This window comes from Mucilaginibacter roseus (assembly GCF_021215455.1).
GTDB classification, from domain to species: domain Bacteria; phylum Bacteroidota; class Bacteroidia; order Sphingobacteriales; family Sphingobacteriaceae; genus Mucilaginibacter; species Mucilaginibacter roseus.
In genome coordinates this window covers 295,626-315,129 of record NZ_JAJPWV010000004.1, presented here as the reverse complement: position 1 = coordinate 315,129, position 19,504 = coordinate 295,626, and the positions used below count along the sequence as shown (strand labels likewise).

23 protein-coding genes are annotated in these 19,504 nt (G+C 43.3%); 11 read left to right on the top strand and 12 right to left on the bottom strand.

The window, feature by feature from the left end; translation table 11 throughout:
* Nucleotides 1-33: 33 nt before the first annotated feature.
* Nucleotides 34-177: a hypothetical protein gene (locus LT679_RS14680; RefSeq protein WP_232178359.1), complete on the top strand. Its 144-nt coding sequence runs from the start codon at nt 34-36 to the stop codon at nt 175-177.
* Nucleotides 178-272: 95 nt separating this feature from the next.
* Here the strand turns inward: LT679_RS14680 and LT679_RS14675 are convergent, their stop codons facing one another.
* The 4 genes from LT679_RS14675 to LT679_RS14660 all read right to left on the bottom strand — a co-directional run bounded on the left by LT679_RS14675 (nt 273) and on the right by LT679_RS14660 (nt 2,574).
* Nucleotides 273-881, bottom strand: a complete 609-nt coding sequence (locus LT679_RS14675; RefSeq protein ID WP_232178358.1) for a hypothetical protein — start codon at nt 879-881, stop codon at nt 273-275.
* The gene (locus LT679_RS14670) at nt 882-1,274 is read right to left on the bottom strand and encodes a hypothetical protein (protein ID WP_232178357.1); all 393 of its coding nucleotides are present in this window, start codon (nt 1,272-1,274) and stop codon (nt 882-884) included.
* 145 nt (nt 1,275-1,419) lie between these two features.
* Complete coding sequence (gene purN / locus LT679_RS14665) at nt 1,420-1,998, bottom strand: phosphoribosylglycinamide formyltransferase (protein WP_232178356.1); 579 nt, start codon at nt 1,996-1,998, stop codon at nt 1,420-1,422.
* Nucleotides 1,999-2,064: 66 nt separating this feature from the next.
* On the bottom strand, nt 2,065-2,574 hold the full coding sequence (locus LT679_RS14660) for a hypothetical protein (protein ID WP_232178355.1): 510 nt from the start codon (nt 2,572-2,574) through the stop codon (nt 2,065-2,067).
* A gap of 153 nt (nt 2,575-2,727) precedes the next feature.
* On the opposite strand from LT679_RS14660, the gene LT679_RS14655 reads away from it, so the two are divergent.
* Nucleotides 2,728-3,771: an NAD(P)-dependent alcohol dehydrogenase gene (locus LT679_RS14655; RefSeq protein ID WP_232178354.1), complete on the top strand. Its 1,044-nt coding sequence runs from the start codon at nt 2,728-2,730 to the stop codon at nt 3,769-3,771.
* 49 nt (nt 3,772-3,820) lie between these two features.
* Here LT679_RS14655 and LT679_RS14650 read toward each other — a convergent pair whose 3' ends face one another.
* From LT679_RS14650 to panB, 4 genes are all read right to left on the bottom strand, one after another.
* Nucleotides 3,821-4,123 carry a type II toxin-antitoxin system RelE/ParE family toxin gene (locus tag LT679_RS14650; RefSeq protein WP_232178353.1) on the bottom strand — a complete coding sequence of 101 codons (303 nt, stop codon included), beginning with the start codon at nt 4,121-4,123 and terminating at the stop codon, nt 3,821-3,823.
* A complete protein-coding gene (locus LT679_RS14645) occupies nt 4,123-4,341 on the bottom strand; it encodes a hypothetical protein (protein ID WP_232178352.1) in 219 nt (72 codons plus the stop codon). Before LT679_RS14645 ends, LT679_RS14650 begins: the two co-directional genes overlap by 1 nt.
* A 51-nt stretch (nt 4,342-4,392) precedes the next feature.
* A complete protein-coding gene (locus tag LT679_RS14640; RefSeq protein ID WP_232178351.1) occupies nt 4,393-5,091 on the bottom strand; it encodes an RluA family pseudouridine synthase in 699 nt (232 codons plus the stop codon).
* 80 nt (nt 5,092-5,171) lie between these two features.
* The gene (gene panB / locus LT679_RS14635; RefSeq protein ID WP_232178350.1) at nt 5,172-5,987 is read right to left on the bottom strand and encodes a 3-methyl-2-oxobutanoate hydroxymethyltransferase; all 816 of its coding nucleotides are present in this window, start codon (nt 5,985-5,987) and stop codon (nt 5,172-5,174) included.
* A gap of 289 nt (nt 5,988-6,276) precedes the next feature.
* On the opposite strand from panB, the gene carA reads away from it, so the two are divergent.
* From carA to LT679_RS14610, 5 genes are all read left to right on the top strand, one after another.
* Nucleotides 6,277-7,377, top strand: a complete 1,101-nt coding sequence (gene carA, locus LT679_RS14630) for a glutamine-hydrolyzing carbamoyl-phosphate synthase small subunit (RefSeq protein ID WP_232178349.1) — start codon at nt 6,277-6,279, stop codon at nt 7,375-7,377.
* Nucleotides 7,378-7,573: 196 nt separating this feature from the next.
* Entirely contained in the window at nt 7,574-8,464 is an 891-nt protein-coding gene (locus LT679_RS14625) for a LiaF transmembrane domain-containing protein (protein WP_232178348.1), read from the top strand.
* Between the two features lie 50 nt (nt 8,465-8,514).
* The gene (locus LT679_RS14620; protein ID WP_232178347.1) at nt 8,515-8,850 is read left to right on the top strand and encodes a DUF4288 domain-containing protein; all 336 of its coding nucleotides are present in this window, start codon (nt 8,515-8,517) and stop codon (nt 8,848-8,850) included.
* A 20-nt stretch (nt 8,851-8,870) separates the two neighbouring features.
* The gene (locus LT679_RS14615) at nt 8,871-9,905 is read left to right on the top strand and encodes a sensor histidine kinase (protein WP_232178346.1); all 1,035 of its coding nucleotides are present in this window, start codon (nt 8,871-8,873) and stop codon (nt 9,903-9,905) included.
* Nucleotides 9,902-10,651 (top strand): LytR/AlgR family response regulator transcription factor, encoded by a 750-nt coding sequence (locus tag LT679_RS14610; protein ID WP_232178345.1) that lies wholly within the window; start codon nt 9,902-9,904, stop codon nt 10,649-10,651. The genes LT679_RS14615 and LT679_RS14610 overlap by 4 nt, the downstream gene beginning before the upstream one ends.
* Before the next feature lie 635 nt (nt 10,652-11,286).
* On the opposite strand, the gene LT679_RS14605 is transcribed toward LT679_RS14610, so the two are convergent.
* From LT679_RS14605 to LT679_RS14590, 4 genes are all read right to left on the bottom strand, one after another.
* Nucleotides 11,287-11,586: an FtsB family cell division protein gene (locus LT679_RS14605; protein WP_232178344.1), complete on the bottom strand. Its 300-nt coding sequence runs from the start codon at nt 11,584-11,586 to the stop codon at nt 11,287-11,289.
* A gap of 146 nt (nt 11,587-11,732) precedes the next feature.
* Entirely contained in the window at nt 11,733-11,945 is a 213-nt protein-coding gene (locus tag LT679_RS14600; RefSeq protein WP_232178343.1) for a hypervirulence associated TUDOR domain-containing protein, read from the bottom strand.
* Between the two features lie 110 nt (nt 11,946-12,055).
* Nucleotides 12,056-13,390 (bottom strand): M16 family metallopeptidase, encoded by a 1,335-nt coding sequence (locus tag LT679_RS14595; protein WP_232178342.1) that lies wholly within the window; start codon nt 13,388-13,390, stop codon nt 12,056-12,058.
* An 18-nt stretch (nt 13,391-13,408) separates the two neighbouring features.
* Nucleotides 13,409-14,791, bottom strand: a complete 1,383-nt coding sequence (locus tag LT679_RS14590) for a M16 family metallopeptidase (protein WP_232178341.1) — start codon at nt 14,789-14,791, stop codon at nt 13,409-13,411.
* Between the two features lie 267 nt (nt 14,792-15,058).
* On the opposite strand from LT679_RS14590, the gene LT679_RS14585 reads away from it, so the two are divergent.
* The 4 genes from LT679_RS14585 to LT679_RS14570 all read left to right on the top strand — a co-directional run bounded on the left by LT679_RS14585 (nt 15,059) and on the right by LT679_RS14570 (nt 19,477).
* Nucleotides 15,059-16,381, top strand: coding sequence for a DEAD/DEAH box helicase (locus LT679_RS14585; protein ID WP_232178340.1), 1,323 nt, complete (start codon nt 15,059-15,061; stop codon nt 16,379-16,381).
* A gap of 186 nt (nt 16,382-16,567) precedes the next feature.
* The gene (locus LT679_RS14580) at nt 16,568-17,329 is read left to right on the top strand and encodes an ABC transporter ATP-binding protein (protein WP_232178339.1); all 762 of its coding nucleotides are present in this window, start codon (nt 16,568-16,570) and stop codon (nt 17,327-17,329) included.
* Nucleotides 17,330-17,466: 137 nt separating this feature from the next.
* Nucleotides 17,467-18,648 (top strand): ABC transporter permease, encoded by a 1,182-nt coding sequence (locus LT679_RS14575; RefSeq protein ID WP_232178338.1) that lies wholly within the window; start codon nt 17,467-17,469, stop codon nt 18,646-18,648.
* Between the two features lie 88 nt (nt 18,649-18,736).
* Nucleotides 18,737-19,477, top strand: a complete 741-nt coding sequence (locus LT679_RS14570; protein WP_232178337.1) for a DUF2490 domain-containing protein — start codon at nt 18,737-18,739, stop codon at nt 19,475-19,477.
* Nucleotides 19,478-19,504 lie beyond the last annotated feature (27 nt).

The window sequence follows — 19,504 nt, the reverse complement described above, 5'->3', positions numbered from 1 at the left end:
GATTAGTTTAAGAATTTTTAGTAATTTAGTGTCATGACCACTGTAATCATAAAATCTGACTCGGATAGCAAAACCGAGTTGCTGCTAAAGCTGGGAAAAGAACTGGGTTTAGAGGTTGAAAAGCAATCCGACTTTGTTGAACTTGATGCCCAGGCTTTAGCTTTTGGCATTGGTTAGCCTGCAACAAGAGCTGAGTTGGAGCATTATTTTGAGAAACATAAGGATGATAAATTCATTGATATTGATGAGGCTTTTCTAAATAGCTATTTATATTAGTTGGTCGTTTTTTTTGACGAAATTAAAATCTTATCTATTATCTCATCAACCTGTCCAGAATATTTATCGAGTTCTTCAGTCGCTGATAAAGTTTGTCCGTGTACGATTTTGTTCCTTAAATCTAAAGCTCTTTCAAGATTTATAAATTCTCTGTCTGAAATTATTTCTTCTTCAAAAAGTAAACGAATGTTTCTTTTTATTCCAAATTTACTAATATCAGGTTCATGTCTCTCGAGAATTGAATAAATGGTTCTCTCCAAAGTTGCCCAACTTAATATAAAACGTGAAATTTTGTTTAATTCGATTGTTCTCGCCTTCTGTTCCTTTTCTCTTTCTTCTATCAGATTTGTATAAAATTTTGACATTAATGAGAGTAATAGCCCTACACCGGCAGACATTAAAGCAATTCTTTGAGTATTTGTTATATTGAATTTATAATAAGAAATTACAAAATATATTATTGCTATAACAGCAGTTAAAATTCCAATAAAACTATACAATCTTAATATTAGCTTTATCTTATTTTTCTTCCGATATAAGTAAGTAAGTTCATGGCTAATGTCATCCAAATACTTCCTATACTCAATTTGGTTGTTATCTTCCATTTAATTTTCTTTTATAACGGTTAACGTTGTTAATAAAATCGCAAGGGCTATTACAATAATATACAAGACTAAATAAATTGTATTCTGTAAATTTTCTTTTTGATACATGGTTCCAGCAATCAAACTAAAGACACTGGCAGCGATTTTTAATATAATTGATCCAATATGCTTTTTGGGCTTACTGATTTTGTGCCTTATTAAAACTTTAGCATCTCTAACAATGCTACTTGTAATTTCTGGACCCTGCGAGGTGGAATTAACAGAAGATTCTATTCTATTTGCTTCCGCGATTAAATCATCTGAAAAAGTTTTTACACTTAATTCTAACTCCTGCTTCGCTTGGTCGTTAAACCCCGCCAAGTCAGAATCATTTATATTTATAATAATTGGCATCTCATAATCGGTTTGTTAGTGAGTATAACAAGAGTATTTTTGAAAATACTTAAAATTTCATTTTGTAATGTCAACGCCCATGTATAAACAGCTTTGGAAATATTCTATTTAACTCAACAGCGCGTAAACATGACTCACCAACCCCTCAGCTCTTCATCTTCTTCAATAAATTTTCAACTACGCGCGGAAAATGATGATGTTCCAGTTGCTGGCCTTTAAATTTTACTATTTCGAGGGTATCATCCGGCTCAATTTTAAATCGTGACTGGTGGATGATTTCGCCTTCGTCAAAATTCTCGTTTACAAAGTGGATGGTAATTCCTGATTCGTCTTCACCATCAGCCAGAATAGCTTTATGTACATTATCGCCATACATGCCTTTGCCGCCGTATTTAGGTAGCAGGGCAGGGTGCAGGTTGATGATCTTATTAGGGAATGCCTTTAACAGTGATTGCGGCACCAGCCATAAAAAACCGGCAAGTACTATAATATCAATATTAAGGTTTTTGAGCAGGCGTATCACTTCATCGGTTTCGTAAAACTCCTTACGGGTAAAAACGTGTGAGGGTATCTCGAAGTTGTCGGCACGTTGCAGCACATAAGCCTGCGGATTGTTGGTAAGTATAATGGCCACTTCGGCGTCGTTATGCCGTTTAAAATGCTCCATTATTTTTTGAGCATTTGAACCTGATCCGGAGGCGAAAATAGCTATACGTTTTTTCAAAGTGCAGAGTATTTTAGTGCTACAATATGTTCAAATATAAAATTTTGAACATATTGTTTGCTATAGTTAGTTATTTCTTTGGCGTATAAAGCTGTACTGCACCACCCTGCGTGCCCGGTTAGGCTGGTTGGTTTCCTGGAAATCGCCGGTTTGCAGTACCATGGAGTATTGCCCCAGGTTAACAATTTTAGTATTGGTAAAAGGGCGTAAACTACCGGAAGCTATCGAGCCGGTGTCAGTAGCGGCCGTGTCAACCAAAATGTCTGATAGCAGGTAAAGCCTGTCGCGCGATAATGACCATGTGCCGGTTGGCGCCTGGTCCAGGCAGTCGTAGTTACTGTAAGTACAGGTGTTATCGTCGTTAAAGCGGAATATCTGTTTTTTATCGCAGTCGGTATTCAATGTATCCGTTTCGTCCAGCGTTGTGCCTACGTAGTTAAACACCTGTAAAGAAGCCAGTTCCCATGGCCCGGCGGTAAACAGGTTGCGTATGTTGGTAGGATCATCTTTTTTGCATGAGTTATACAAGCAGATGGTGATGAATGCTGCAATAAATAATATGCCTGGTCGCTTCATTGGTGATTTATGCGTTCAAAAGTAACAAATTTATTGTGGTAAGCCGTTATTAAGGCTGGCCGCTTTGCAAGAACGTAAATATTACTTTTCCATTATCAATGCCAAAACATATGCACCTACTTTTGTTTTCTTTTATAAAATACCACCACTAATATGATTGCAACAAAAGCTTATGCTGCAAAGGCAGCAAGTGCCCCATTGGCTCCATTTCAATTGGAGCGCCAGGATGTAGGGCCAAATGATATCCAGATTGAGATACAATACTGCGGTGTTTGCCACTCCGATATTCACCAGGTACGTGATGAGTGGGGCGGATCAAAATTCCCGATGGTACCAGGCCATGAGATTGTAGGTAAAATTATCAAAGTAGGTGATGCCGTTACTAAGTTTAAAGTGGGCGAAACTGCCGGTATAGGTTGTTTTGTCGACTCGTGCCGCCACTGCCCGAGCTGCCTGGCCGGTGAAGAGCAGTACTGTGATTTTGGTATGGTAGGCACGTATAACAGTCGTTACAAAGATGGCACGCCAACCTACGGCGGGTATTCAGACCAGATCGTGGTTGACGAAAATTATGCCCTGCATATATCCGACAAGTTGCCGCTTGAAGGAGTAGCCCCTTTACTTTGTGCCGGCATTACTACCTACTCTCCGTTAATGACCTGGAAAATTGGCAAAGGCCACAAGATCGCCGTTGTAGGCTTAGGTGGATTAGGCCATATGGCGGTTAAGTTTGGCGTAGCCTTAGGCGCCGAAGTTACAGTTTTAAGTACATCGGCCTCGAAAAAGGAAGACGCTTTGAAACTGGGTGCTCACCACTTTGTAGTTACTAAAAACGAAGATGAAGTTAAGGAAGTTGCCAACACATTCGATTTTATATTGAACACCATCTCGGCACAGCACGAGTATGATTTTTACCTGCAAATGCTGAAACTTGATGGCACCATGGTACTGGTGGGTATTCCGCCGGAAGCGCCACAGGTATCGGCATTCAATCTGATAGGCAAACGCCGCAGATTAGCGGGCAGTATGATCGGCGGCATCAAAGAAACCCAGGAAATGCTGGACTATTGCGCTGAGAATGGCATAGTGTCAGACGTTGAAGTGATCAACATCGACTATATCAACGAAGCTTACGAACGTATGCTAAAAAATGACGTACGATATCGGTTTGTCATCGACATGTCAAGCTTGAAATAAGCGGTATGTTTAAATAGAAATGCCCCGTGGAAAAACGGGGCATTTTTATTTATTGGGAATCTCGTTTCCAGATTTTCGGATCTCGACTGGTATGAAATACAGCTATGATAATGATTACTTTTTCATTCTCGTTTAATAAATAGTGAATCATGAACGGAAAAGTGTCTAAAACCGCGGTTTTAACATTGTCATATCTTGTTGAGGCTATAAAAGGCTCTTGCTTAATAAGAGCTATTTTTTGCCGAACGTAGCTCGTAAACTTTACGCCTAATCCTTTTTGCTTTTTGTTATACCAAATCGTCGCTTCCTCAATATCATTTTTGGCGGATGGCAGAATGAGGGTTTTATACATTACAGATTTCGCTCAATATCGTCCATAGCTTCATCAAAATCTATTGGATTTTCTTTGTTAGCCAAACGTTCACGTACTACATCGATATGCCAACCCGGAATATTCGTTTCCTCATCATCAATTCCTTTGTATTTACTTTTTAGCTCATTCCATTCTTGTATTGGTATAAATACGCCGGTGGTTTGGCCTGTACTGTCTGATATATATTGTAAATTCATTTTTCAGAGGTATTAAGTAATTATCAAATTTAAATATTTATTATCAATACCTTACTCCATCAAATGTGCAAACTTGTCCCAAAAACCATCCTTTGGTAGCGGGGCTTTGATTTCTACTGGCTCATTTTTTACCGGGTGGATAAATTGCAGTTTGCGGGCATGCAAGCTTATGCTCCTGCGCAGACTGCCGCGTGGATAGCCGTATTTATTATCGCCAACTATAGGGCAATTTAGGGTAGATAGTTGTACCCTGATCTGATGCGGGCGGCCAGTTATGGGGTTAACCTCTATCAGGTAATAGCCATTGGCCTCGCCAGCCAGGCGGTAATGTAATTCTGAGCGCATACTGCCGGGTACTTCATGCCCGTGCGCTTTAGTAACATTCTTCTGCTGGTTTTTTACCAGCCAGTGTACCAGATCGCCATATTCAGGTTCGGGTTTATTGCGCACCACAGCGTAGTAGGTTTTGCGTATCTGGCGGGTTTTAAACAGTTGGTTCATCCTGTCTAAAGCTTTGCTGGTTTTGGCAAACAGGATAACGCCGCTCACCGGCCTGTCTAAACGATGAACAACACCTAAAAAAGCGCCGTTGGGTTTGTTGTATTTTTCGGCAATGTATTTTTTTACCTTTTCGTCAAGCGGCTCATCGCCCGTCTCATCCACCTGCACAATGTCACCCGCGCGCTTATTAACGGCAATCAGGTGATTATCCTCGTATAAAATATCGTAGTCGGTAATAGGTTCGCTCATATTATTTTAAACAGCATTTTATAAAATATGTTGGCGGAGCAAATAAGTTATTTGTAGCTTAATACACTGCTCACCAATCACTAATACTGTTCCTTTTCGTTCGGAAAGTCTGACGATTTTACGTCGCTAACATAGCTCTTTATGGCATCGTTCATTACATCATATAAACTGGCATACTGGCGTAAAAAGCGCGGCTTAAAACCCTTGTTAATGCCCAGCATATCATGTATAACCAACACCTGGCCGTCGCAATGCTGGCCTGCACCTATGCCAATAGTTGGTATGCTCAGGCTTTCGGTAACTTCTTTTGCTAACTGGGCCGGTATTTTTTCTAACACTACGCCAAAACAACCAAGCTCCTGCAGTTTGGCAGCATCCTCGCGCAGTTTTTGCGCTTCAGCTTCTTCCTTCGCCCTTACAGTGTAAGTGCCAAATTTATAAATCGATTGCGGCGTTAAGCCAAGATGTCCCATCACCGGTATACCGGCTGTGAGTATGCGGGTAACTGATTCGGCTATCTCAACGCCGCCTTCAATTTTTACTGCGTGCGCGCCTGCTTCTTTCATAATGCGGATGGCCGAGTTCAGTGCCTCTTTTGAGTTGCCCTGGTAAGAGCCAAAAGGCAGGTCCACCACAACCAAAGCGCGTTTGGCGGCACGTACTACCGACGCCGCATGATAGATCATCTGATCAAGCGTAATAGGCAGGGTGGTTTCGTGGCCAGCCATCACGTTCGATGCCGAGTCGCCAACAAGTATAATATCAACCCCGGCATCATCAACAATGGTGGCTAATGAGTAATCGTAAGCGGTAAGCATGGATACTTTTTCGCCCCTCAACTTCATCTCCTGTACGGTGCGCGTGGTTACGCGTTTTATCTCTTTATTAACAGACATGAGCTTGCTGATTTTGAGGCAAAGGTATATAAATGTACAGCGCTTTTTATATACCGATTGCAATGTTAAGGCAAACAGGTAATTGCATAGCAGTTCTTCATCATTAATACGTTGTTAACAAGCCATTATTCAAATATTAAAAAATGCAAAAACATACTTTAAAATTACACTGTTTTGCCCTATCTTTGCGGCGTGAAAATGGAAGTGCCTTACTTCAATGTTTCTTTAAGTTTCATCGGCGCGTCGCACCAGGCAAACCGGGTTTTTAAATCATTTAATTTATTTTATAATGACCAACTACACCAAATTACCGGCTGTATTATTACTGGCTGACGGTACAGTTTTTCATGGCAAAGCAGCCGGAAAGATCGGAACCACCACCGGCGAGATCTGTTTTAACACCGGTATGACCGGCTACCAGGAAATTTTTACCGATCCATCTTATTTCGGACAAATTATGGTAACCACCAACGCCCACATAGGTAACTATGGCATCAGCGGCGAGGAGGTTGAATCAGAAAAAATACAGATTGCAGGTTTGGTTTGTAAAAACTATAACATTGCCTACAGCCGTAAACAGGCCGATGAATCTATCCAGGATTATTTCCAGGAACAGAACATTGTAGGTATATCTGACATTGATACCCGCCAACTGGTGCGCCACATTCGTGATAAAGGTGCCATGAATGCCATCATTTCATCAGAAATTTTAAATGTTGACGAGCTGAAAGCTAAGTTAGCCGAAGTACCGTCAATGGACGGCCTGGAATTATCTTCACAGGTATCAACTACCGAAACTTATACATTTGGTAAAGAGGATGCGCCTTACCGCGTAGCCGTGCTTGACCTGGGTGTGAAAAAGAACATCCTGCGCAACTTCGCCGACCGCGATGTGTATGCCAAGGTATATCCTGCAAAAACATCATTTGAAGAAATGGAAAAGGATTTTGCGCCAACCGGTTACTTCATTTCAAATGGCCCCGGCGATCCGGCAGCTATGCCTTACGCGGTTGATACAGTAAAGGAAATTTTAGCTGCTGATAAACCAATGTTCGGCATCTGCCTTGGTCACCAATTATTGGCTTTGGCTAATGATATCCCGACCAAAAAAATGTTCAACGGTCACCGTGGCTTAAACCACCCGGTAAAAAATATTATTAAAGATCATTGCGAGGTTACTTCGCAAAACCACGGCTTTGGCGTGGTGCAGGAAGCTGTAAGGGCATCAGAGAAAGTGGAGATCACCCACGTTAACCTGAACGATCAATCTATCGAAGGCATTCGTGTAAAAGATAAAAAGGCGTTTTCGGTGCAGTATCACCCGGAATCATCACCTGGTCCGCACGATTCACGCTACCTTTTTGATGATTTTATTGAGCTGATGAAATAAGCAGATCGAGTTAAAATATACGGCGGCCGGTTAACTACCGGCCGCTTTTTTTGTGCCTTGAATTTTACTTTCCGGAATTTTCACCGCCAAAAGTACCGCGTTTACCGAGTTGTTACCTTACGCCACCCAATTGGGGTTTGCCCGTTATAAATGTTATAGTAGTTTTATACCATCAAATAATTGGAGAGATACTAACATGAGCAATAATATAGAATATAAAAAACAACCACGCAACGGCAAAGCCATCGCCGGCGTGATCTTGTTGATGCTGGGTGGTGTGCTGCTCATCCGTCAGTTGGATATAATGTTATTCCCGGGCTGGTTATTCAGCTGGCCGCTATGGTTAATTATACCGGGCTTGTACATTGGTGCCCGCAGCAACTTTCAAAAATCGAGCTGGTTCGTGCTGGTTGGTTTAGGTTTAGCCTTTATGGCAAATGAAGCACTGGATAGTTATAATATTGATGGTAGCGGTGTAATATGGCCGGTAATGTTTATTGCATTTGGTATTTGGATGATACTGCGCCGCAACAATAAGCACGATGCTGCCGAATGGGAAAAATTTAATCGCGGTAGCAAAAAACAACCGGTTGATTTTGGTGCGCCAACATCAACCCCGCCGCCTTTTACGCCTGAACCTGTAGTTGATTACCGCATAACCCCTGAGCCTGAACAACCGGTGATTGCCGAACAACCCAAGACGGAAACGCCAAATGAACCATTTACAGTAAAGGGCAAAGTTTATACTGATGATGTATTAGATGCTACCGCTTTATTTGGTGGTGTAGACAAAATTGTTTTCTCAAAGGATTTTCGCGGTGGCGAGATCGTGAACATTTTTGGCGGCAGCGAGATAGATATGAGCAGAGCCGACATAAAAGGCCATGTGATGATAGAGGTAACGCAGGTGTTTGGTGCTACCAAGCTTATTGTTCCGCCGCACTGGCATGTAATCTCTGATGTATCGGCTGTGTTTGCCGGGGTTGATGATAAGCGCATGCGCCATACTACTACCATTAGTAATGACAAAGTGCTGATCATCAAAGGGGTGAGTATTTTTGCCGGTATCGAGATACGCAGCTTCTAAACATTTTAAAACAAACCTCGCAATTATATACGCTTTAACTATTAACCGATATGAACTGGTACGTAACAAAACTCATCTTCAGAATAATTAGCGGCGATGGTAACCACCCCGCTCAGTTTGACGAGCAATTGCGCCTTATTAACGCCGATAACGAGCACGCGGCTTTTAAAAAAGCCAGCAGCATCGGCATTGATATCCAGGATAGCTTTACCAATGCCCAAAAGCAAATGGTACGCTGGCAGTTTGTTGATGTTACTGAAGTAAACCCGATTAACGGCCTTACCGATGGCGCCGAACTGCATTACCAGATACATGAGGCGCCCGATGCCGACCTGTACATTGCCTGGGCTCATCATAAATCGGCTTTGTTAGCTGTAAATAATTAACCTGATAACAGAGCAAAGTTTTGGCTATCTCTAAAGCAGAAATATCACGCGTATACATGGCTATTGCCATAGGAGGCGTTGCCTGGGCAGGGCTGCAAACCTATGTTATACATAGCTTTGGGTTCGATTGGTATATGGCCATTGTTGATGGCGTGGGCAGCTCGTTGCTGCTTTGCGGCGCTTGCTGGCTAATTAACAACAACCTGCGTTATTACCAGCCGGGCAGGGGTAGCTACATTAACCTCTTTATTTGGTGCGTGGCGCTGGCCGGTATTTGCGCCGCCGGCGCGCGTTACCTGCTGCCTTTATTAAAACCGGGCGAGGTGTACGTTAACTTCTTACAGCAATCGCTTATTATCCGCCTGTTCACTAACTTTTTAGCTATCGGCTGGATGGCTATGCTGAGTGCCATCTGGTTTTCGCAGCTCGATCAAAAGGAGACCGAAAAACGCCGTAACGAAGCCGAAAGCCTGGCCCGGGATGCCGAATTGTACAACCTGCGTCAGCAGTTGCAGCCGCACTTTTTATTTAATAGCCTTAACTCTATTAATGCGCTTATTGGCTTTAAGCCTGACCAGGCCCGGAAAATGATCCACCAGCTATCAGACTTTTTGCGAGGCACATTGCGAAAGGACGATCAGCAGCGCATAACTCTGAATGAAGAACTGGGGCACCTGAACCTGTATCTGGAAATAGAGAAAGTACGCTTTGGGCACCGCCTGCAAACCGAAATAAGCTGCGACCGTAACTGCGGCGAAGCCATTATGCCGGCCATGCTATTGCAGCCAATTGTAGAGAACGCCATTAAGTTTGGATTGTATGACACAACCGGAGAAGTAACCATCAGCATACGCGGCGAAATGGACAATAATTACCTGGTACTGATGGTGCAAAACCCTTACGACCCGCAAACATCGCGCCCTAAGCAGGGCACCGGTTTCGGGCTGCGTGGGGTACAGCGCCGGTTATATTTATTATTTGCACGTAACGATTTGATGGAAACTCATGCAAATGATAATATATTTACAACCATTATAAAGGTACCACAGGGATGAAACGCGCATTAATTATTGATGATGAGCCATTGGCACGGATGGTTGTAATGGAGTATTTGCTTGATTTTAAGGATAGGATAGAACTTATACAGGAGTGCGGCGATGGCTTTGAAGGTTTAAAGGCCATACAGCAGCACAAGCCCGACCTTATATTCCTGGATGTGCAGATGCCCAAAATTACCGGCTTTGAAATGCTCGAATTGGTTGATCAGCCACCATCGGTAATATTTACTACCGCGTTTGACGAATACGCCATCAAAGCTTTTGAAGCGCACGCGATAGATTATTTATTAAAACCCTTCAGCAAAGAGCGTTTCCATAAAGCCATCGAAAAATATCTCGCTCTTTCAGCCGCGGATAATAAGCCTGTTGCCAAAACTGAGAAATTACTTGAGGATGTTGCCCAGGCGCAGGCACAGCACGAGCGCATTGTGGTAAAGACAGGCACTAAGGTGAAGATCATCCCGGTGCGGGATATTTTATACCTGCAGGCTGATGACGATTACGTAAGCATCATAACCGAAGAAGGCGCTTACCTGAAAAACAAGACCATGAGCTTCTTTGAGCAAACGCTCGATGCTTCGCAGTTTGTACGTGTGCACCGTTCATATATATTAAGCGTTGCCGAGATAACCCGTATCGATCCATATGAAAAGGACTCGCACCTGGCCATTCTAAAATCAGGCGCCAAGATACCGGTAAGTAAAACCGGTTATGCTAAGTTAAAGCAAGTGTTGGGGATATGATTATTTCTATTTCGATGCGGTAGCGAGAAATCTGCACGCGTTCAATATTAAGGCGGATGGATTTTCCGTTGTACAACCCTTCCTAATCCTCCCCGAGATATAGGACTTCTAATAACTACGTCATTGCGAACGATAGTGAAGCAATCTCTTAAAGATATTTGGATTTATTGGTACACGGGGACACGGGTGATTATACTAACGTGATTTTGTGAAAAAGCGCGTAGGACTGGCAGAAAACCGGGCCAGGGAGTATGGCATGTGGGCAGAAGGTTTTTTCTGCCTTGACTTTTGGTTACTTTGTGTCTAAGACAAAGTAATTGGGCTCTGCGCCCAAGAGCAGACTAACTTTCATTAAAGTAAATCTTTCAAACCGAGCACAAACCTTAATAGTTCATTACCTGTCCTAAACTTCTTTTGTACGAACAAAAGAAAAAAAATCGCCGGCTGTTTAATTTTCTATGAAAGCCAGTGCTTCATTAGTGCTACCCGAGAATTAAAAGGCCGGAGTTACAGAATATGATTGGTTTATGCTTTTATTCCGTTAACGTTTTCTATAAAATCTGTACATGTTCATAATCATTCGACAGATTTCTCCTCGCACCTTGTTCGAAACGAAAAAAGTCAAAAAGTAAAAACTATTCCTCTTTAGCTTCCTTACTCACCATGTAAACATCCTCATTTTCTTTTTTCATGAGGTATTTTTCGCGGGCAAATTTTTCGAGGTGGCGGGGATCTGAGTTCAGTTCGTCAAGGTCTTTGGTAACCTTGTCGGTTTCAGTTTTATAAAAATCGCGTTCCTGCTCAAGCTTATTTAGTTGCTGATGATATTCGTAGCGGGATAATAAATCATTGGTGTCAAAAAAAGTCATCCACACCACAAAAGCAACCGTTACCAGGAAGAACTTGTTGCTAAACAAAGCAATAAGGCGTTTCATTTTTTCAGGCGCTATTATATTCATCTAAAGCTATCTATATTTTTTGAGGGATGCAAATATCATTATTAACTTATTAACATCAATGGTGTTTGTTAGTTATTATTTAGTATTTGCATTCCCGGTTTCATAAAATTTTTGCCAAAAAACTATTTACCGCCCTTTTTTAGTTCGCTTTCTGACTTAAGCGCCTTGCTGCCGTCCTTCTGCTTTACTTCGTAGGCAGGGTTGTCTTTAGTAGCGTTACGGGTTATCTTGCTGCCTTTAATGGTCTTTTCTACCTTGCCGGTGTGCTTCTTTTCAATTTTTCCTTCAGCTTCGCTGCTGCCCCAGTTCCAATGTACGGTATCTCCTTTTTTCATGGTATTTGTTTACAAAACAACAGGTTTGCGGTATATTAAGTTTTACCATATCACACTGAACAAAAAATGCCCGCTTTCGCAGGCATTTTCTTTTCGGATAGTGAGATGTATTAATGACTTACCGGGTTATCCGCCTTCTTAAGCGAACCGTTGATGAACAACGTTGGGGTAACCTTTTTTGGATCGCCCTGGTAAACCCAGATGGTGTTACCAATGTATTTACGGAAGGCGTTATTTACATCAGTAAGCGTTAGCTTCTTAATGTCAGCCATCATGGTTAATGATCGTTTCCAGTTGTTGAACAGAACTTCGTTTGAAACGATGGATGATGCCTGCGCGCTGTTGGTTTCGTTTTTATAGTAAAAACCGGTGAGGTAAGTAACCTTCATGTCTGCTACTTCATCCGGCTTAAAGCCTTCAGTTCTGATTTTGTCAACCAGTTTATCAAACACGGCTATGTATTTATCAGGCTGGGTGGTTGATACGGAGAATCTGGCTGCTGAAGTAGCACCGGCGCTAAACCAGGATTGCGGCGCGTATGACAAGCCGTTGTTGGTACGTACATCCAGAAAGTGGCGGTTGGCGAAAATACGCATGGCCACGCTAAATGCATCATAGTCGGGCGCGCCAGGCAGCGGGCCGCTGGTTACACCCTCAACATAATTGGTTGCCAGTTCGCGCGCCTCGGCATTAAACGTGTTTTTATAGGGGCGGAAAAACTCTTTTTTAAAGGCATAAGGAGCGCCTTGTTTTACACCACCCAGCATGGCTTTTACCTTACTTTCAATAACCGAACGCTCTACGTTACCAACAACCACAATCAGCAGGTGCGATTTGGTGAAAACCGACTCATAATAAGCCTTGGTTTCCTGCGGGCCAAGCTTGCTCAGCGTGGCCACACTACCCGAAGGATCTTTAGCGTAGTTACGGCCTTTAAAGGCTATGCTGTCGGCAAATTTGTCAATAGCCACATCAGGCTGCGATTGTTCTGATTTTAAACGTGTGATGGCCACTTTTTTAATGCGGTCAAATTCTGTCGCGTCAAACTTAGGCTCCGTCATGGCCTCAACGTAAAGCGGCCAAACGGTATCAAAATCGCCTTTTAAACAGTTCATGCGGATAACCGAATAGTTTTTGGCAGCATAACCATAAACCTGTGCGCTAACTTTATCCAGTTCATTTTTAAAACTGTTCTTGTCGCGCTTGTCGGTACCGCACTCGGTAAGCGCTGTCATGGCCAGCGACTCAATGCCTATGCGTTGAGGCGTGTAGTTTTGTACACCGCCCTTAATAACGGTTTGTACTTCCACTATTTCGTTCTTGGTAGGTTGTACTATTACTTTTACGCCACTCACCATCATCTCGTAGGCATCATCCTGTGCCGATGCCGGTTGTGTATATATTGCTGCCGAAGCAACCAGTATTGCAAATAGGTATTTCTTCATCGTAATAAAATTTAAGGTTTACTTAGCTACAAAAAACGAAGCTACATTATATTGTTTACTCGCTTCCGGTTGCAGTATAACGCCTGCTACCTTTGGCTTGCCGATGATGTATTTATCAATATAATTCTTGATATCCTGGCGGGTTACTTTCTGGTAGTTATCATCCAGATTAGTAAAGTAATTTAACGATGTACTACACCACTGGTAAGTTAACTGGCTGGCCAGCGACGATGGTTTTTCCTGACGGCGAAGATTGTTGCGCAGCATAATGGCTTTAGCATCTTTCAGTTGCTCGTCGGTAAAGTAATCAGCTTTGTCCCATTGGGCAATCTGTTTCATCAATACCTCGTGGCATTCCTTAATTTTTTCGGGACTGGTTGGTTCAATGCTCACGCTGATAGGGCCTACATAGCGGCAGGTGCTGTAGTTAACATCAACTGACGACGCCAAACCCTTATCAACCAATGCCTGCTGTAGTTTTGATGAGTTTAAACCTACAATGGTCGAGAATACATCGGCGGCAATAGTAGCGGCAGAATCAGTACGATATGATGGGCCATGCCATGAGTACATCATTGCCGGTGCTTTGGCTATGCTTGATTCTTTTACAAAAAACTCATCCTTAGTAAGTGGCTTAAACGCCGGGATAGGGTACTTGGTGTGCGGATCAAAACCACTTGATGCCCAGTCGCCAAAAATGCTTTCGGCCAGGCTGAAGGCTGCATCATGCTTAACATCGCCGCAAATTACCAGCAGGCTGTTATTTGGATGGTAGTATTTATCTTTAATGATCATCATTTTTGCCGGGGTGGCGGTGTTGATCACTTCGTGGTCGCCTATAGGGTTTTTGCGAGTTACCAGGTCACCCCAAAGCTTTTTCTGTTCTTCATACCAAAGCTGGAAATACGGGCTGCTCTCGGCTCGCTGAAACTCACCGTCAACAACGGGGCGCTCCTTGGTCATATCCTCCTCGCGATAAATAGGGAACCGGATGGCCGCGTTCATGAATTTTAAACCGGCTTTTAAACTATCACGGTCAAAAGTAAAAAAGTAGTTTACGCGCTCTACGTCGGTGGTGCCGTTCCATATTGCGCCAAGCTCCTGGGTACGTTTCAGGAATTTCTCTTGGTTTGGATAATCCTTATTGGCTTTAAAGAACATGTGCTCAAATAAATGAGATAGTCCGCTGTATTCCGGCCCTTCGGTATAGGCACCATTCTTTACAGCAATTTCAATAGTAGCCAACGGAACTTTGCTGTTCTCAATTACCACTACTTCGAGGCCGTTAGGAAGTTTTTTCCAGAAATAGCCTTCGGGCAGCTTGGGCTGCGCCACAGCGCACAAGGCAAAAAGCAGCCCTGTAACACTTAACGATAAATGTTTGATAAATTTCAAGGTCATAAACAGTTAATTAATTAGAATATAAATATATCGATATAATTAAAAAAGCAGGAGCGCTCAGCACAAAAAGCTTGCGCAATTACACAATAGACGCTGATTTGTAAAATACGTTACATCATCAGGCATAAAAACCAGCTGGCCGACAATAAAAGTTATGTTGAATAATTAATTGTATCTTTGCTGAAATTGAATACCCGCTCGTTTACAAGGCATATCGCCTACATCATGGCTTAAAATTAAAAACAGCCAGCAAATAATTTACAATACATGTCATTTCAGCAACTTAATTTAATTGATCCTATATTAAAGGCTTTACAAACCGAAGGTTACACCACACCTACACCTATACAGGCGCAATCAATACCCATCATCCTGCAAAAAAAGGATTTGCTGGGTTGTGCGCAAACCGGTACAGGTAAAACGGCCGCCTTTTCCATACCCACACTGCAACTGCTTTACCAGCAGCGCCAGCAGCACCGCGAACAAAAAACCATAAAGGCACTAATACTCACGCCAACCCGCGAGCTGGCCATACAAATTGGCGATAGCCTTGCCGCTTACGGCAAACATACCGGCCTAAAGCACCTGGTGATATTTGGTGGGGTATCGCAAAACCCGCAAACTGATGCTTTGAAAAAAGGCGTGGACATTTTGGTTGCAACGCCGGGCCGGTTGCTCGACCTGATGAACCAGCGCTTTGTGCACCTTGACCACATACAAATGCTCATATTGGATGAAGCCGACCGTATGCTGGATATGGGCTTCGTGCATGATGTTAAAAAGATCATTGCTAAAGTGCCGGCCAAAAGGCAAACGCTGTTCTTTTCAGCCACGATGCCTAAGGAAATACAGCAACTGGCCGATAGCATTTTGAACAAGCCAGAACGTGTTGAGGTTACCCCGGTATCATCAACCGCCGAAACTATACAGCAGGAAATGTACTTTGTTGCCAAAGGCGATAAAAAGAGCTTGCTGAATTTTGTTTTGCAGGATAAATCTATCGTTACCGCACTGGTGTTTACCCGTACCAAGCATGGCGCCGACAAGGTGGTAAAGGATTTGAATAAGGCAGGCATTACTGCCGAGGCTATCCACGGTAATAAATCACAGAACGCAAGGCAACGCGCGCTTAACAATTTTAAGGCACACACTACGCGTGTGCTGGTAGCTACCGATATTGCCGCCCGCGGTATTGATATTGACGAACTGGCCTTCGTAATTAACTACGAATTGCCAAACATACCCGAAACTTACGTGCACCGTATAGGCCGTACCGGGCGTGCGGGCGCAAGCGGTAAAGCCATCTCATTTTGCGATGAGGAAGAAAAGGAGTACCTGAAGGATATTGAAAAGCTGATCGGTGTAAAAGTGCCGGTTAATGATTCGCATCCTCACCCTTTGGCGCAGCTTACTTCGCAAGAACGTATTTTGCAGGACCTGAAGAAGCAGCCGCATCACAACAAACCATCATCAGCCGAAAAGCAACGCAACAACAGGCGCCGTAATAACAACACCCGCGGAGGCAACAACAAAGCCAAAGGCGGCAGCAGCGGCATGAGCGGTGCAAGGCCAAGCGGTAAAAGAGCATGATAAAATAAACTGTCATTTCGAGCGATAGCGAGAAATCTGCACGCGTTCATTGGCGAAGCGGACGATTTGTCCTCGTACCTCGTCGAAATGACAGTATAATAATTAGCAATATCCTCCGCTGTAAAAATTCCGTCAATTGAGTTAAAAAATTGTGAGAATATCAATAATCTGTGCCATTTTTACAGCATGGAAAAACAGCCTATTATCAGCGTAAAAAACCTGGTTAAAAACTACGGTGATTTTCAAGCTGTAAGGGATATAAGTTTTGAGGTTTACGAGGGAGAAATATTCGGTCTGCTTGGGCCAAATGGCGCGGGTAAAACCACCACGCTCGAAATCATTGAAACCCTACGCGATAAAACTTCGGGAGAGATCATTGTAGACGGTTTTTCGGTTGATACGGATGCCGAAAGCATTAAACAGCGCATTGGCGTACAATTACAGGCGGCAGGCTATTACCCTAACCTCAATCTCTCGGAACTGATCGAGCTTTTTTCCGGCTTATACGGCATCAGCAAAAAGCCTTTGGAGATGCTGGAGATGGTAGCACTTACGGACAAAGCCAAGGCCAAATACAAACAACTTTCGGGCGGACAAAAGCAGCGGTTTTCCATCGCTACTACGCTTATTAATAATCCACGCATCATATTTCTGGATGAGCCCACTACAGGGCTTGATCCGCAGGCGCGCCGTAATTTGTGGGACCTGATCATTAAGATTCGCGACAGCGGAACTACCGTTGTAATCACCACCCATTATATGGATGAGGCCGAAGTGCTTTGCGACCGTGTAGCGTTTGTTGACGGCGGCAAGATTGTAGGCATTGATACGCCCGACAATTTTGTCGACAAGCTGGTAGCATCCGGTTTTGAACGTAAAAAAGAAGTAAAAGCCGCCACGCTGGAAGATGTGTTCATCGATTTGACAGGCAAAGAGTGGAGAGGGTAGTTTAATAGTAGTAGTTGCAGTGGCGGTAGCAGTTTTTAGTTGATAGTTGACGGTTTGCAGTAATTAGTTATATAACAATATTAATCAAGATACATTAAAAAGCCCCTCTCCCCCGGAGAGGGGTTGGGGTGAGGTTTATGAGTAAATACAATCATGTTGGGGCCACGCTGGCCATTGCAAAGGCGAGTTTACGGTCAATCCTGCGCAGCCCGTCGTCGGTGGTTTTTACGCTGGCGTTCCCGCTGATATTTATTTTGGTATTCGGCTTTATTGGTGGCGGCGGTGTAAAGGTTGATGTTGGCGTAGCGCCGGGAACGGATACCGCTAACCCGATCTATAAAGCGCTTGAACAAACATCCATTATCAAACTCCACAAAGGGTTGGACACCCCATCGCTTAATCAAAACCTATCAAAAGGTAGTTTGGATGCGGTATTGCAAATCAGATCGAACAACTACGTTAAAACCGGCGATGGTAAAATGCGTCTCACATCCGGCAATGCTCCTTACACCGTTAATGTAAACTATACCACATCATCTGCCAAAGGCGAGATATTTAAATCGATAATCACCAATATAAAAAATGAGGTGAATATAAAATTTATGCAGCAAGTGCTGGCAGGTCGTTCTGGCGGTGATGCCGATGCTGCCGCCCGTGCCGCCGCTGGTTTTCAAATGGCTGAAGTTCGCGAAAGCACCATGACAGGCCGTGCGTACAAAACCATTGATTTTATTTTACCTGGCCAGTTGGGCTTTTCATTGCTAAGTACAGGGGTGTTTGGTACGGCATTCGTGTTCCTGAGCCTGCGCATCACCTTAGTTATCAAGCGCTTTTTTGCTACGCCGGTTAAAAGGGCAAGTATTGTATTGGGCGAGGCGCTGGCACGTATCTGCTTCTCGCTGATCGGGGCGCTGTTTATCATCCTTATCGGCCACTTTGCTTTTGGCTTTACGCTGGTGCATGGCGCGGTAACGGTAATCAACATGCTGATACTGTCGGTCATCGGGTTAATTGTGTTTATGGGTTTTGGCTTCACGGTATCCGGCATCGCCAAAAACGAAAGCTCTGTGCCGCCAATAGCCAACATAATCACGTTGCCGCAATTCCTGCTGTCGGGCACTTTTTTTTCTATTGATAATTTCCCGGCCTGGCTACAGCCTTTAAGCCGCATTTTACCTTTAACTTATCTTAATGATGCTATGCGCAAGGTAGCATTTGAAGGTGCCGGGCTGGGCGATGTTACTCACCAGTTGTTAGTATTGTTGATATGGGGTGTGGTTATCTATACAGTAGCCGTAAAAACTTTTAAATGGGAATAGTTAATTAACATTAAAATAATATTAGGAACTATCCTCTTAACATTCAGATAACATTCGCGAAATACTTTTGTGATGTAATGTTAATCTGATGTTAAAACACACCATTTTTTTCGCTTTATCAATCCTGATATTAATTTTTTGTTCGGTAAATGTTAAGGCCCAAAACAGCAAAACAGGCACCTGGGGCATCGTCACCGTGGTTTTACCCGGCGATAGCGCCCATAAGTGGGGCGGCTATATCGAGTTGCAAACCCGTACGAATACTTTATTATATAACCAGCCTTTTTATTACGAAGTAAAAGGTGGCATAAGCTACGATATCGCCAAAAACTACACGGCGCTTATTGGTAGCGGCCGTTACATTACTTATGATTACGACAACCTGGACGAGCCACCAACCGCGCTTGAAACCCGTTTGTGGGAGCAGTTGGTAGTTAACCAGTTTTTAGACAGGATAAAGATTGAGCACCGCTACCGCATCGAGCAGCGCTTTTTTGAAAAAACCGGCTACCGCAACCGCTTCCGTTACAGGCTGAATGTGGCTATTCCGTTAAATCACCCCAAAGTTGACCCCAAAACATGGTACATTGCTTTGTTTAATGAGGTGTTTTTAAACAACAAGGCACCACATTTTGAGCGTAACCGCTTTTCGGCCGCATTGGGTTACCAGTTTGATAAATCATTAAGCATACAAGCCGGTTGGATGAACCAGTATAATTATACGCTTACATCTGCAGGTGCCAAAAACAACCTGGCCATTTTATTGCAGTACCGCATTAACCGCAAAAAGAGCAAGCCGAGGGAGCACATACCGTCAATCCACGATTAAATAATCATTAAATACTAAATTGTAATT

Bases quoted from the DNA above. Each gene is read 5' to 3' on its own strand.
- panB (WP_232178350.1), bottom strand. From the start codon at position 5,987: ATGTCTGTTAATAAAGAGATAAAACGCGTAACCACGCGCACCGTACAG.
- LT679_RS14575 (WP_232178338.1), top strand. From the start codon at position 17,467: ATGAGTAAATACAATCATGTTGGGGCCACGCTGGCCATTGCAAAGGCG.
- LT679_RS14625 (WP_232178348.1), top strand. From the start codon at position 7,574: ATGAGCAATAATATAGAATATAAAAAACAACCACGCAACGGCAAAGCC.
- LT679_RS14585 (WP_232178340.1), top strand. From the start codon at position 15,059: ATGTCATTTCAGCAACTTAATTTAATTGATCCTATATTAAAGGCTTTA.
- LT679_RS14680 (WP_232178359.1), top strand. From the start codon at position 34: ATGACCACTGTAATCATAAAATCTGACTCGGATAGCAAAACCGAGTTG.
- LT679_RS14655 (WP_232178354.1), top strand. From the start codon at position 2,728: ATGATTGCAACAAAAGCTTATGCTGCAAAGGCAGCAAGTGCCCCATTG.
- LT679_RS14660 (WP_232178355.1), bottom strand. From the start codon at position 2,574: ATGAAGCGACCAGGCATATTATTTATTGCAGCATTCATCACCATCTGC.
- LT679_RS14595 (WP_232178342.1), bottom strand. From the start codon at position 13,390: ATGAAGAAATACCTATTTGCAATACTGGTTGCTTCGGCAGCAATATAT.
- LT679_RS14600 (WP_232178343.1), bottom strand. From the start codon at position 11,945: ATGAAAAAAGGAGATACCGTACATTGGAACTGGGGCAGCAGCGAAGCT.
- carA (WP_232178349.1), top strand. From the start codon at position 6,277: ATGACCAACTACACCAAATTACCGGCTGTATTATTACTGGCTGACGGT.
- LT679_RS14640 (WP_232178351.1), bottom strand. From the start codon at position 5,091: ATGAGCGAACCTATTACCGACTACGATATTTTATACGAGGATAATCAC.
- LT679_RS14590 (WP_232178341.1), bottom strand. From the start codon at position 14,791: ATGACCTTGAAATTTATCAAACATTTATCGTTAAGTGTTACAGGGCTG.
- LT679_RS14580 (WP_232178339.1), top strand. From the start codon at position 16,568: ATGGAAAAACAGCCTATTATCAGCGTAAAAAACCTGGTTAAAAACTAC.
- LT679_RS14620 (WP_232178347.1), top strand. From the start codon at position 8,515: ATGAACTGGTACGTAACAAAACTCATCTTCAGAATAATTAGCGGCGAT.
- LT679_RS14675 (WP_232178358.1), bottom strand. From the start codon at position 881: ATGGAAGATAACAACCAAATTGAGTATAGGAAGTATTTGGATGACATT.
- LT679_RS14610 (WP_232178345.1), top strand. From the start codon at position 9,902: ATGAAACGCGCATTAATTATTGATGATGAGCCATTGGCACGGATGGTT.
- LT679_RS14605 (WP_232178344.1), bottom strand. From the start codon at position 11,586: ATGAAACGCCTTATTGCTTTGTTTAGCAACAAGTTCTTCCTGGTAACG.
- LT679_RS14645 (WP_232178352.1), bottom strand. From the start codon at position 4,341: ATGAATTTACAATATATATCAGACAGTACAGGCCAAACCACCGGCGTA.
- LT679_RS14650 (WP_232178353.1), bottom strand. From the start codon at position 4,123: ATGTATAAAACCCTCATTCTGCCATCCGCCAAAAATGATATTGAGGAA.
- LT679_RS14670 (WP_232178357.1), bottom strand. From the start codon at position 1,274: ATGCCAATTATTATAAATATAAATGATTCTGACTTGGCGGGGTTTAAC.
- LT679_RS14570 (WP_232178337.1), top strand. From the start codon at position 18,737: ATGTTAAAACACACCATTTTTTTCGCTTTATCAATCCTGATATTAATT.